Source organism: Novosphingobium fuchskuhlense, from assembly GCF_001519075.1.
GTDB lineage: Bacteria > Pseudomonadota > Alphaproteobacteria > Sphingomonadales > Sphingomonadaceae > Novosphingobium > Novosphingobium fuchskuhlense.
The window spans coordinates 1331569-1344703 of record NZ_KQ954244.1 but is presented as its reverse complement, the minus strand read 5'-3'; the positions used below and the strand labels follow the sequence as shown (position 1 = coordinate 1344703).

The 13135-nt window shown below is 66.0% G+C and carries 11 protein-coding genes; 5 read left to right on the top strand and 6 right to left on the bottom strand.

What is annotated here, in order from left to right; translation table 11 throughout:
- Window positions 1-99: 99 nt before the first annotated feature.
- The 3 genes from fghA to AQZ52_RS06175 form a co-directional block, all read right to left on the bottom strand.
- Window positions 100-957, bottom strand: a complete 858-nt coding sequence (gene fghA / locus AQZ52_RS06185; protein ID WP_067907333.1) for an S-formylglutathione hydrolase — start codon at window positions 955-957, stop codon at window positions 100-102.
- Window positions 958-969: 12 nt separating this feature from the next.
- Window positions 970-1344, bottom strand: coding sequence for a VOC family protein (locus AQZ52_RS06180; RefSeq protein WP_067907329.1), 375 nt, complete (start codon window positions 1342-1344; stop codon window positions 970-972).
- Window positions 1345-1460: 116 nt separating this feature from the next.
- Window positions 1461-2114, bottom strand: coding sequence for a TetR/AcrR family transcriptional regulator (locus AQZ52_RS06175; RefSeq protein WP_067907327.1), 654 nt, complete (start codon window positions 2112-2114; stop codon window positions 1461-1463).
- A gap of 84 nt (window positions 2115-2198) precedes the next feature.
- Between AQZ52_RS06175 and AQZ52_RS06170 the strand changes: the two genes are divergently transcribed.
- The 4 genes from AQZ52_RS06170 (at window position 2199) to AQZ52_RS18855 (ending at window position 7174) form a co-directional block, all read left to right on the top strand.
- On the top strand, window positions 2199-3656 hold the full coding sequence (locus AQZ52_RS06170) for an efflux transporter outer membrane subunit (protein ID WP_067907324.1): 1458 nt from the start codon (window positions 2199-2201) through the stop codon (window positions 3654-3656).
- Between the two features lie 14 nt (window positions 3657-3670).
- Window positions 3671-4843, top strand: coding sequence for an HlyD family efflux transporter periplasmic adaptor subunit (locus tag AQZ52_RS06165; protein ID WP_082697591.1), 1173 nt, complete (start codon window positions 3671-3673; stop codon window positions 4841-4843).
- Window position 4844: 1 nt separating this feature from the next.
- Complete coding sequence (locus tag AQZ52_RS06160) at window positions 4845-6368, top strand: DHA2 family efflux MFS transporter permease subunit (RefSeq protein WP_067907321.1); 1524 nt, start codon at window positions 4845-4847, stop codon at window positions 6366-6368.
- Between the two features lie 320 nt (window positions 6369-6688).
- Window positions 6689-7174: a hypothetical protein gene (locus AQZ52_RS18855; protein WP_205626415.1), complete on the top strand. Its 486-nt coding sequence runs from the start codon at window positions 6689-6691 to the stop codon at window positions 7172-7174.
- Between the two features lie 114 nt (window positions 7175-7288).
- Here AQZ52_RS18855 and AQZ52_RS18435 read toward each other — a convergent pair whose 3' ends face one another.
- The 3 genes from AQZ52_RS18435 to AQZ52_RS06145 all read right to left on the bottom strand — a co-directional run bounded on the left by AQZ52_RS18435 (window position 7289) and on the right by AQZ52_RS06145 (window position 10743).
- The gene (locus AQZ52_RS18435) at window positions 7289-7462 is read right to left on the bottom strand and encodes a hypothetical protein (protein WP_156424792.1); all 174 of its coding nucleotides are present in this window, start codon (window positions 7460-7462) and stop codon (window positions 7289-7291) included.
- Between the two features lie 105 nt (window positions 7463-7567).
- Window positions 7568-8785, bottom strand: a complete 1218-nt coding sequence (locus tag AQZ52_RS06150; protein WP_067907316.1) for a serine hydrolase domain-containing protein — start codon at window positions 8783-8785, stop codon at window positions 7568-7570.
- Window positions 8782-10743 (bottom strand): flavin-containing monooxygenase, encoded by a 1962-nt coding sequence (locus AQZ52_RS06145; RefSeq protein ID WP_082697590.1) that lies wholly within the window; start codon window positions 10741-10743, stop codon window positions 8782-8784. Before AQZ52_RS06145 ends, AQZ52_RS06150 begins: the two co-directional genes overlap by 4 nt.
- 111 nt (window positions 10744-10854) lie before the next feature.
- Between AQZ52_RS06145 and AQZ52_RS06140 the strand changes: the two genes are divergently transcribed.
- A complete protein-coding gene (locus AQZ52_RS06140; protein WP_082697589.1) occupies window positions 10855-13122 on the top strand; it encodes a TonB-dependent receptor in 2268 nt (755 codons plus the stop codon).
- Window positions 13123-13135: the final 13 nt, after the last annotated feature.

Here is a 13135-nt window from a genome sequence, read left to right as displayed (position 1 = left end):
TTGTCGACGGGTGCCGGCGCAAGAGTTGCATCAGCATGATCCGACAAGCTCAGCATGAGCGGCTCAGCATGAGCGGGCGGGGTGTTTACCTCACGGGATTCAAAGCCGCTCGGCGTGCCAGCGGATGTGATCTTCCATGAAGGTCGAAATGAAGTTGTAGCTGTGGTCGTAACCTTCCTGCAGGCGCAGCGTCAGATCCACGCCCGCCGCCTTGCACGCCGCCTCGAACAGATCGGGGCGCAGCTGCTCGGCCAGGAAATTGTCCGCCGCGCCCTGATCGATCAGGATCGCGCCGGCCGGCCGCTTGCCATCTTCCACCAGCGCGGTGGCATCATGCGCGCGCCATGCGGCGCGGTCCTGCCCGAGATAGCCGCCGAGCGCCTTGTGGCCCCACGGCACCTGCCCGGGCGCGACGATCGGCGCGAAGGCTGACAGCGACTTGAACGTGTCAGGGAAGGTCAAGCCGATGGTGAGCGCACCGTGGCCGCCCATCGAATGGCCGGTGATGCCCATGCGCGCCGGATCGATCGGGAAATGATCCTCGATCAGCGCGGGCAGTTCGTGCGCCACATAGTCCCACATGCGGTAGTGCGTCGCGAAGGGCTCCTCGGTGGCATTGACATAGAAGCCCGCGCCGAGGCCGAAATCGTAGGCCCCCTCCGCATCATCCGCCACACCCTCGCCGCGCGGGCTGGTATCGGGCGCAACGAAGACGATCCCGCGCTCTGCGCAGGCGCGGCGGTACTCGCCCTTGTCGGTCACATTGGCGTGGGTGCAGGTGAGCCCCGAGAGGTAGAACAGCACCGGCAGCTTCGCACCGGCTTCCACCTGCGGGGGCAGGAAGACCGAAAAGGTCATTCCCGTCCCCGTCGCGGTGGACTGGTGCCGATAGACGCCGAGCGTGCCGCCATGGGCTTTGCTGGTCGAAACGGTCTCGAACGTGGAATCAGGCGCCATGGGTATCCTGCCTCAGCTGCCGATCACGTGCAGCGCGCACAGCTTGTTGCCGTCCGGATCGCGCAGATAGGCAAGGTAATAGGGCGAACCTTCGCGCGGGCCCGGCGGGTCTTCGCAGGTGGTACCGCCATTGGCGACGCCAGCGTCGTGCCAGGCGTCGGCCTGCTCGGGGGTCATGGCAAAGCCGATGGTTCCGCCGTTGGCACCGCAAGCGGGCGCGCCATTGATCGGCTTGGTCAGGAGGAAGATGCCGCCATTGTGCATGTAGACCAGCCGGCCGGCCGGATCGATGATCCCGGCAGGGCCGCCGAAGGCCGCAAACGTGGCATCATAGAACTTTTTCGAGCGCTCGATATCGTTACTGCCGAGCATGACGTGCGAAAACATGGCCTCTCCTCTTGTAGTCAGCCTTGCGTCCATCTTCCGATAGAGGACAGCGCGGTTGCGGTGTGCCCGCCTGGAGGGGATGCGGTCAAGGGGCCAGCGGAGCCCCGCGGCACATTTCAGGCGGCTGATCCGCGCCGCGAAATGCCGCGCACGAAGATGCCCACGGCGTGGCTCACCTGGCGCTCGATCTCGGCATCGTCGGGCGGCGGGATCAGGCCGCTGGAGACGCGCAGGTGGATATCCCCCCGCACCATGCCGAGGAAGTGCTCGGCGGCGAGGCGCGGATCGGGGCAATCGATCAGTCCAGCGGCATCGAACCGGGCGAGAGCCGGCACAAGCACCGAATAGGCCGCCTCCGGCCCAAAGGCGAAGAAGGTGCGGGCGACTTCGGGAAAGCGCTCGGCCTCGGCAAGGACGGTGCGATGTATCACGATGGCATCGGGCTGGCACAGGCGGCTGAGGAATATCTTGCCGAAAGCGGTGAGCAGCGAGGCGGGATCGGTCGAACTGTCGGCAAGCTCTTCCAGCGGACCGATAACGGCCTCGCATTTGCGCTGCATGACCGCTTGGAACAGCTCCTCCTTCGAGGCGAAGTATTTGTAGAGTGTCGCCTTCGATCCGCCCAGCCGCGCGGCGATAGTGGACATCGAGGTGATGCCATAGCCCTCAAGGGCAAAGGCCTCCGCCGCCACGGCGAGGATGTTTTCCCGCCGTTCGTCAGGGCTTTGTCGCCCCAGCCTCCCCCTGGCCAATGTCGCGTTAGTGACCATTCCGTACACTTATTCACTTGACTCGGAAGACGCAAGCCTTCATCGCGTTAGTGACCGAACCGTACTGTCATTATGGTGTCATTGATGCATTTGGGTATTCCGCTGAAGCATACCGCCAGAGCGCTGCGCACGGCCCTGCTGCTGGCAGGATGCTGCCTGCTGGCAGGCTGCGCCACGATGCCCGATCTTGGCACGCGGCCCGCCCTGCTTGATCCGGCGCGTGATCCGTCCAAGTTTGGCGCGGCAGAAACCCAAACACCCTCCGGCACCTGGCCGGGCGATGGCTGGTGGAAGGATTATGGCGATGGGCAGCTGGCGCCGCTGATCGAGGAAGCCCTCGCCGGGTCCCCAACCCTCGCCGCCGCAGATGCCCGCGCCCGCAAGGCCGCTGCCTATGCGACCAGCGCCGGAGCCGCGCTGCGCCCCTCGCTCACGGCGAACGGGCAGGCCGCCGACGTCAAGCAGAGCTACAACAACGGCTTCCCTGCGCAATTCGTGCCCAAGGGGCTCAACGACACCGGCCGCGCCAGCCTCGATCTGGGCTATGAACTCGACTTCTTCGGCAAAAACCGCGCGGCGCTGCGCGCGGCCACCTCCGAACGCGAGGCTGCCGCGCTCGAGGCGCGCGCCGCTCGGCTCGCGCTCGCCACCTCGGTGGCCGCCGCCTACGCCGATCTTGCCCGGCTCGCCGCCGAGCGCGCCGTTCAGGTGGCCGCCGTGCAGCAGCGCGAGGAAGTGGCCGCGCTCGTCGCACGCCGCGTGGCCAGCGGGCTCGACACACGCGGCGAGCAGCGCCAGGCCGATGCCGGTGTGCCACTCGCGCGCGGTGATCTGGCCGCGACCGACGAAGCAATCACGCTCACCCGCAATCGTCTGGCCGCACTGCTCGGCGCCGGGCCGGAACGCGGCGCGGCCATCGCGTTGCCCGCCCCGCGTATGCTGCCGGCGCCGGCCCTGCCGGCCAACCTCGCGCTCGATCTCATAGGCCGCCGCGCCGATATTGCCGCGGCGCGCCTGCGGACCGAGGCAGCTGCCGCGCGGATCGCGGTGGCACGGGCCGGCTTCTTTCCGAACGTGAACCTGCTGGCATTTGCCGGCCTTCAGTCGCTCGGGCTCGGCAACCTCACCGCCAAGGGCTCCGATATCGCGCAGATGGGTGCGGCGATCAGCCTGCCGATCTTCTCGGGCGGGCGGATCGAAGGCCAGTACCGCGCAGCGCGGGCCGACTATGACGAGGCCGTGGCGCAGTACAACCAGACGTTGCTGCGCGCGCTGAACGAAGTGGCCGATGCCGCCGCCTCGCGCCGCGCGCTGGTCCAGCGGCAGACCGAGGCGCACGCCGCCCTGGCTGCATCCGAGGAAGCCTACAGTATCGCGCGCCGCCGCTATGAAGGCGGGCTCTCACCCTATCTCGCGGTGCTGACCGCACAGGACGCGCTGCTCAGGAACCGCCAGCTTGCGGCCGTGCTCGATGCGCGCGCGCTCACTCTCAACATCGAGCTGATTCGCGCCCTTGGCGGCGGTTTCGGCCCGAGCGCATGACCGAGGAAACCCCGATGGCCGACCGCGACCCCCAGATCATGCTGGAAGAGACCGAAACCATGACCCCTCCCCCTCCCGCCCCGCCGTCCAGCAACGCCGGCGCGAAGCGCAAGCGCGGCTTTGCCATCCTCGGCGGTGTCGTGCTTGCCGCCGCAGCCGGCTTCGGCGGCTATGAGTTGCTGTTTGGCGGCCGCTATATCGAAACCGACAATGCCTATGTCGCGGCGGAGATTGCACCCGTCACCGCGCTTTCGCCGGGCACGATCATCCGCGTCACGGCGGTCGACACAATGGCCGTCAAGAAGGGCGATGTGCTGCTCGAACTCGATCCCTCCGATGCGCGGATCGCTGTTGCGGAAGCCGAAGCGGCCGTTGCGCAGGCGCTGCGGCGGGTGAACCAGACGATGGAAACGGGCACGGCGCTCGCCGCGCAGGTTCAGGCGAGCGATGCCGATATCCGCCGCAAGCAGGCACTGGTCGGCGTGGCTTCGGCCAACCTCGCGCGTGCACGGCTCGATCTTTCGCGGCGTGAGGCCCTCGTTTCGGGCGGCGCGGTCTCTGGCGAGGAGCTGTCCAGCGCGCGCAATGCCTTTGCCGCAGCGCAGGGCCAACTGGCCGTGGCGGAAGCCGATCTCGCGCAGGCCCGCGCCGCGCGCGGTTCGGCCACCGGCCAATCGAACGCCAACGCCGCGATGGTGGGCGACACCGCACCGGGCGAAAACCCGGACGTGCTGGCCGCCAAGGCGCGCCTCGAACGCGCAAGGCTCGATCTTGCGCGCACCGTGATCCGCGCGCCGGTCGATGGCGTGGTGACCCAGCGCGCCGTGCAGGTCGGCCAGCGCGTCGCCGCCGGCACGATGCTGATGACAGTCGTGCCGCTCGCTGAGGCGCATGTCGATGCCAACTTCAAGGAAGGCCAGCTCCGCCGTGTCGTACCCGGCCAGCCGGTCGAGCTCACTTCCGACCTCTATGGTTCGGGCGTGGTCTATCACGGGCGCGTGGCGGGCTTTTCGGGCAGCACCGGCTCTGCGCTGGCGCTGATCCCGGCGCAGAACGCCACCGGCAACTGGATCAAGGTGGTCCAGCGGCTCCCCGTGCGCGTGACGCTCGATCCGAAGGAACTGCAGGCGCACCCGCTGCGCGTCGGCCTTTCGATGACCGCGACGATCGATACCGGAGCGCAGTGAGATGAGCGGCGCGCCCGCGCTGGAGGCAAAGCCGGCAGAGCTGAAGGGCTTTCCGCTGCTGCTGGCCGCGCTCAGCCTCGCGCTGGCCAATTTCGTGGTGGTGCTCGATATCACCATCGCCAATGTCTCGGTGCCGCACATCGCCGGGAGCCTTGCCGTGTCGCCGTCGCAGGGGACCTGGGTGATCACCTCCTATTCGGTGGCCGAGGCGATCTGCGTGCCCCTGTCAGGCTGGCTTGCGGCGCGGTTCGGCGCGGTGCGGGTCTTCATCACGGCGATCATCGGCTTTGCGCTGTTTTCGCTGCTCTGCGGACTTTCGCGCAGCCTTGAGGCGCTGATCATCTTCCGCATCTTCCAGGGCCTCAGCGGCGGGCCGATCATGCCCATGTCGCAGACCCTGATGACGCGCATCTTCCCGCCTGCAAAGGTCGGCATGGCGCTGGGCCTGTGGAGCATGACCGTCGTCGTCGCGCCGATCCTCGGGCCGATCTTCGGCGGCACGATTTCCGATGACTGGAGCTGGCACTGGATCTTCTTCCTTAACCTGCCGGTCAGCGCGTTCTGCCTGATCTTCGCGCTGCGCTATGTTCGGCGGTTCGAGACACCGACGGTAAAGCGGCCGATCGACTACGTGGGCCTCGCGCTGCTGGTGATCTGGGTCGGCGCGCTGCAGATCTTGCTCGACGAGGGCCGCAACGCCGATTGGTTCGCCAGCCCGTTCATCTGCACGCTGGCGGTGATCGCGGTGATCGGCTTCGCGTCCTTCCTGATCTGGGAACTGACCGAGGCCAATCCCGTGGTCGATCTTTCGGTCTTCGCCTCGCGCGGCTACACGGCCGCCGTCATCGCGCAGAGCGTGACCTACGCCGCCTTTTTCTCCGCCATCGTCGTCATCCCGCTCTTCCTGCAGACCAATCTCGGCTACTCCGCGACCTATGCCGGCTATGCGACCGCGTTTATCGGCGTCATGGCGGTCATCCTCTCGCCGGTCGCCGCGGGCATGATGGCGCGCTACGACGTGCGCCGCCTGATCACCTTCGGCGTGGTCTGGCTCGGGCTCGTCTCGCTGCTGCGCACCGGCTGGGTTACGCAGATGGGCTTCTTCACGATTTCGCTGCCGCAGTTCCTGCAAGGCGTCGGCATGCCGTTCTTCTTCATCGGCACGACGTCGCTGGCGCTCGGTTCGGTGCGGCCGGATCAGACGGCTTCAGCCGCGGGTCTGCAGAACTTCGTGCGCACGCTGGCCGGCGCGTTCGCCACCTCGCTCGCGACGACCATGTGGGAACGCGAGGCCAAGATCGCGCACGAGAATCTGGCCGGGCTCGTCCACCCCTTGCCCCCGGGCGCCGGATTCACACCCGAGCAGGGCCGCCTGATCCTCGAACGAATCGTCCAGACCGAAAGTGTAACCCTCGCCACCAATGCGATTTTCTGGGCCTGTACGGGCTTGTTCGCAATCGCAGCGTTGCTGGTCTGGCTCGCTCCGAAGCCGCGCCCCGGGGTCGATCTGGGCGCGGCGCACTAAAGCTAACCTGTTGACGAAAAACGGGTTGCTCACGCCTGCAGGTCAATTCGGGGTGGATTTTACGTACATGTTGCAGGTGCATGAAACCGTCAAGTAACGAAGGTAAATCGGGTTCATCTCCAAAATGAACGATTTTTACCTCTGTATTTCAGCATCTTACTGCAAATGCGAGGCGAATGGACATTCCCACTTTGCGAAGCGATATCGGGTATGTTAAGTATTCTTCCTGAGGGCTCTTACGAGGGCTTGGGGTCCAAGAAAAACATTCGCTGATTTTCCATCGCCACTCGCGAGGCGCAGCTTTTTTGTGGAGTAGACTGATGGCTAACCCCCCCGCTGGCTTTATCGCCCGTGCGATGTGCGCAATCGCTGCCGCGTCGCTGATCGCCGCTCCTGTCCTGGTCAACGCCGATGCAGGCGCGCCGGCCAAGCACAAGGTGCATAAGAAGGCCTGGAAGAAGAAGGGCATTGCTCGCAAGGGCAAGTACAAAGGCAAGGGCGCGAGCCGGTACACCAGCAAGGGCAAGCGCTCGGCCGGCTACCTCTCGCGGACGCGCACGATCAGAAACACGACGCTGACGCCGGCTGCTCCGCCGCCGCCCCCGCCGCCGCCGCCGCCTCCTCCGCCCCCCCCGCCGCCGCCGCCTCCTCCACCCCCGCCCCCGCCGCCGCCGCCTCAGACGGCTGCTGCGGCCCGGACCGGCTATCACCCGAACCTCGGGTTCATTCTCGGTGGTCTCGCGCTCGGCAGCGGTATCGGTGCGATCATCGGGTCGAGCGAAGGGCACGATAGCCCGGGCAGCTGATCGCTTCGGCACCTGTCTGGCAGGACCATGACAGCCAATTACGGGAGCGGCCCGGCCTTCCAGCGAGGCCGGGCCGCTTCTGTGTGGCCGCCGAGCCGTTCGCGGCCGATCCTGCTACGGCGCGAGAAGCAGGGTCACGCGCAGCATGCGGGTTCGGTGGCCATGGATCGGAATCGCCGTCCTGTCGGGACCGGCAAGGCGGAACGGACCAGTCAGCGGCGCGAACAGTGGGGCATACGCCGCCGCAACCCGCCCGCAGTCTCCGGTCGCCGCAGCCATACGAGCCATGCGCCCGGCCCGAGCACCCAGGTACGTGTAATGCGCCTTGGTCCGGCCCAGCGACAGTTTCCTGCAAGCCTGCTTGAAGGCAAGTTTTTCCCGGGCAGGACCTGACTAGCGCCAGGCGCCGCTGGCGTCAGATGTCAGGCCGAGCGCACGGTACGCCGCATCGATCAGCGCCTGCCCGCGCGGCCCCACCAGAATGCCCGCGCCCATGCGGTTCATGGTGTAGCCCATGCTGAGGCCGAGCGCCGGATCGGCGAACCCCACACTGCCGCCCATGCCGACATGGCCGAACGCACTCTCGCCCAGGATCAGGCTGTCACCGCCGGTGGCCCGGTTGTCGGTGCTCACCATGAAGCCCATGGCAAAGCGCATCGGCTGGCACAGCACGGCATCGCTGTGCGTCGCGGCGGACACCCGGCCCATGCGATGGACCCTGTCTGCCGAGAGCAGGCCGCCGCCGCCGTTCGCCAGCGGTGCGTACATGCCGGCCAGTCCGCGCGCATTGGTGATACCGTTGGCGCTGCCGATCTCCGCGGCATGGATCTCGCGCGAGTTGAAATCCGCTCCGCCGAGGTTGGTGAGGAACAGGTTGGGCAGGCTGCCCGGCTGCGTGGTTGCCTTGCGGAAGAAGGCCGAGGCGAAGTTCACCTCTGCCGGATCGGCCGCGATCATCGGCGCAACGCGGTGCTCCTCGCTTTCCGACAGGCCGATATGGAAATCGAGCCCGAGCGGCCCCGTCACGTGCTCCCGGAAGAACTGCCCCAGCGGCATACCCGACACGAGCCGGACAAGCTGTCCCACCGTCCACGCATAAGTCACGCCGTGATAGCCTTGCTGCGTGCCCGGTTCCCAATGCGCAGGCTCCGCCGCCACGCGTGCGGTCATGTAGTCCCAGTCGGCGAGGCCGCCCTTGCGGATCGGCTCGGCCACGTGCGGGACGGGCGATGTGTGCGCCAGCATCATGCCCACGGTGGTCGCTTCCTTGCCGCCGGTGGCGAATGCAGGCCAGATATCGCCGACCAGTGTGTCGTAGGAAACCTTGCCCTGATCGACGAGCATGTGCAGGCACAGCGCCGTTGCCGCCTTGGTGCAGGAATAGACGATCGAGACGGTATCGCGGCCCCAGGCCTCCCCGGTGTCGGGCTTCGCGGTCCCGCCCCACAGATCGACCACGGTGCGCCCGTGATGCGTGATGGCCACGCTCGCGCCCTGCTCCTTGCGCTCCTCGAAATTGCGCCGGAACTCGGTGAGGACGCCGGTGAACTGTGGATCGCAGTGGCCGGAAATCGTGCGGCCATCCGCAAGGTCGAGGGCAATCGCGCTCATGTCAGGCTGAAATCCTCTGCCTTGAAGGTCTTGGTCATCTTCCAGTAGTCGACGAGGCGGTAAGGCAGCAGTGCAAAGACGCGGCCCGCATCGTTGCGGTACCAGTTGGTGAGGCCCTTGTGGGTCCAGACCATCCGGGCGTGTCGTTGATCGACATCGGCGACATAGGCATCGTGCGCTTCCGGCTTCACGTCGATGGCCGTTGCGCCGGTCTCCATAACCTCGCGCAGGGCGGTCAGGATCAGGCGCATCTGACATTCGGTGATGAAGATCACGTTCCCGCCGTGCGCGAGCCCGGTGTTGGGGCCCATCAGCATGAAGAAGTTGGGAAAACCGGGAACCATCGTGCCGATATAGGCGGTCGCGTCATCCGGCCCCCAGAAGTCATGCAGATCGCGTCCGCCCTCGCCGGTGATCGTCATGGGGGCGAGCATCTTGCTGGCCTGGAAGCCGGTGGCATAGATGATCACGTCAGCCTCGATCAGCGTGCCGTCCGCCATCACCACGCCTTCGGGCACGATCCTGGCGATGCCACCCGTCACCAGATCGACATTGGGCCTGAGCAGCATGTCGTACCAGTTGTTGTCGACGAGAATGCGCTTGCCATAAGGCGGATAGCTGGGCGTGCACTTGGCGATCAGATCATCGCGGCCTGCCAGCTTGCCGCGCAGATAGCGCTCCATGAACTGGCGGTGGCGGGCATTGACCTGGTTGATCGACTTGCCGCCATCGTCCCACGCCGGATCGACCTGCAGCGATGCATGGAGCCCGTCGGCAAAGGCCCAGAACAGCTGGAACCGGTACCACCGCGCGAAGAAGGGCACGTGGGCGAGCACCCACTTCATGCCTTGCGAAACTTCGGCAAAGTAGTTGGGATTGGGCACGACCCAGTGCGGCGAGCGCTGCAGGATGGTGAGCCGGGCGACATCAGGGGCAATCGTCGGCCCGACCTGCTGGCCCGATGCGCCGGTGCCGATCATCACCACGCGCTTGCCGGCAAGGTCGAGACCTTCCTGCCACTGCGCGGTGTGGAGCGCGGTGCCGGCAAAGGTCTCGCGCCCTTCGATATCGGGCAGCTTGGGCCGATTGAGCACGCCGACCGCCGAGATCACCGCGCGCGCCTTGAGGTGCGTGACCGCGCCCGCCGCATCGCGCGTCGCCACATCCCAGGTTCCGGTGGCGGCATCATAGGTCGCGGCGCTCACTTCGGTCCCGAAGCGGATATGCTCGCGCACGCCGTACTTGTCGGTCGCGCGCTCGAAATAGGTCCACAGCTCATCACGCTTGGCGAAGAAGTGCGACCATTCGTGGTTCAGTTCGAACGAGTAGGAATAGAAGTGGTTGGGCGTATCGACGCCGCAGCCGGGATAGAAATTTTCATACCAGCTGCCGCCGACGGCCGGGTTCTTCTCGATGATCGTGTAGGGAATGCCTGCCTGCTCAAGCCGGATCGCCGCGCACACGCCCGACATGCCCGCGCCGATGATAACCACCGGGAACTGTTCGAGCGCGCCGGGTTCGGGGCGCTGACGCCAGATCAGACCGCGCGGATCGGGTTGGGCCGCTTCCAGATCCTCGCGCATCATCGCGGTGTAATCGGCGCTCACGTGCTCACCCACTGCGGTGGAGAGCATCTCCTGCAGGAAATCGCCTTCGGGCAGCGGCGGCAGCGGGCGGCGGTCACGCGCGTAATCGAGCAGGGTGTCGGCCAGCCGCTCGCGGATTTCCGCGCGCAGCGCCTCGGGCATCGCCTCGTGATAGTTCATCGGGCCGGTGATGTGCGGCCGCGCGCGCTCGAGCAGGCCTTGATCGCCGGTAAGCTGCACCAGCACCAGCATCAGCGTTGCGGCGTCGGCTTCGGCCAGCGCCGCGCGCAGGGCGGCGGGATCGGCCGCCAGTGCGGATAGATCGACAGGCTCGCCAGCCGGCGTCGGGCTTTCCAAATTCAGCGTGGTCAAGCCACTCTCCCTGATTATCACTTGCCATCTACCTAGCGGAACCTGTATCTACGCACCAGTAGATAAAAAATGCACGCAGTTTCAAAGCTGCGCGGGATGAGGGGAAAAATCATGGTTCGCCGCCGCCTTTCCACGTTTGTCGATTCGACGCCGCGTCGCAGCGCTTTCGCGCTGCTGCTTGCCGGGACCGCGCTGGTCGCCGCGCCGGCCATGGCGCAGGAAGCTGCCCAGAACGCCGCACCGCCGACCGAGGGCCTTGCCGATATCGTCGTGACGGCGACCCGCAGCTCGGAATCGCTGTCCAAGGTTGCCGCGTCGGTCTCCGCCATTTCGGCCGCCGATCTCGGCGTCGGCGGGGTCAAGGACGTCGCCTCGCTCGCCACCGCGATCCCCAACCTTTCGGTGGGCGACCAGTTCGGCGTGAACCGCATCTTCATCCGCGGCATCGGCCTCACCTCGATCGACCTTGGCGCAGATGGCGGCGTCGCCTTCCTGCAGGACGGCGCGCAGATCGCCCGCCCCGCCGCCCAGCTTTCGGGCTTCTATGATCTGGAGCGGGTCGAAGTGCTGCGCGGGCCGCAGGGCACGCTCTATGGCCGCGGCGCGACGGCGGGCGCGATCAACCTGATCACCAAGAAGCCGACCGACCACCTCGATGGCTACCTGCGTGCCAGCTACGGCAACTACAACGCCGCCGCCATCGAAGGCGCCATCGGCGGGCCGATCTCGGGCGACAAGCTGATGGCGCGCGTGAGCGGCAAGTACGACCGCCGCGACGGCTTCGGGAAGAACGAGTTCACCGGGAAGGATATCGACAACCGCGATGCCTATGCCTTCCGCGGCACGATCCTGGCCAAGCCTGCCGACGATGTCGAAATCACGCTCTCGGGCGAGTATTTCCACGAGAACGACAGCAACTACGCGTTCCACTACTTCGGCCCGACGGTGAAGCCGGAGAACCTGCTCGGCTCGATCCTCGGCGGCAAGTCGCTGTTCACGGTGGCGGCAGCGGCCGGCAAGACGGCCAATATCCGCAACATCTGGTCCGATCAGGAACCCCTGAACCAGCGTGACGGCACCAGCTTCACCGGCACGATCGCCTGGACCCCGGGCAATTGGGACGTGAAGTCGATCACCTCCTACCACCGCTTCAAGCGCTTCAACCGTGACGATCTCGATGCGTCCGATGCCAACATGTTCGGGCAGAACAACTACATCGAGAACAGCAAGAGCTTCAGCCAGGAAGTCGTCGCCAACTACAAGAACGAGAAGCTCGATGTGCTGCTCGGGGCGAACTACTTCCACGAAAATCTCTACGGCGAAGTGCGCGTGCCGCTGACCAACCTTGCCGTGCTGCTCAAGCTCGGCGGTCAGGTGCCCCCGGGCGTTCCCGACAATGCCTTCGACGGGCTCAACTACCTGCAGAACGGCACGGTCAAGATCGACGCGCTGGGCTTCTACGCGCAGGGCACCTATGCCCTGTCCGACAAGTTCAAGATCACTGCGGGTGGCCGCTTCAGCCATGAAAAGCGCAAGGGCGTCGGCACGTTCGACTTCCTCGGCAGCGTCAACACCGACAAGGCGAAGAGCTGGAACGCCTTCACCCCCACGGTCACGCTCAACTATCAGGCGAATGACAGCACGCTGCTCTACGCCTCGGTCACGCGCGGCTTCAAATCGGGCGTGATCAACGTCGGCTCGCGCAACGATGTGATCAACCCCGAATACGTGTGGAGCTACGAACTCGGCCTCAAGACCGCCACGGCGGACCGCAAGCTGCAGGCCAATCTCGCCGCGTTCTACATGGACTACACCGATCTCCAGGTCGGCTTCGTCGATGCGACCAGCGTCGTCACCACGGTCAACGCCGCTTCGGCGCGCAACTACGGCCTCGAGGCCGAACTGCGCGCCAAGCCGGTTCCGGGCCTCACGCTCGAGCTGTTCGGCACCTACCTCAACGCGAAGTACCGCAAGTTCGTCACGGGCGATTACCGTCAAGCGTTCAAGCAGATCAGCGTTGCCGGCAACCGCCTCTCGAACGCGCCGGAATTCTCGTTCCGCGCAGGCGCCGACTACGACATCCCCGTCGGTTCGATCGGCAAGCTCAACGCCCGCGCCGAAGTGAACTGGCAGGACCGCGTCTACTTCACCGAGTTCAACAATGCCGATGCCACGCAGGGTGCCTATGCCCTGATCAACGCCGGTCTCAAGTTCACCTCGGCGGATGACCGGTATTTCATCGATGTGTGGGGCCGGAACCTCGGCAACAAGCTGGTCATCACCAACAACATCATCACCGCGCCGCTGTTCAGCAGCGTCCGCGTGGGTTCGGTCGCCCCGCCGCGCACGTATGGCGTGACCTTCGGGGTGAACTTCTGACGCAAACGGACGG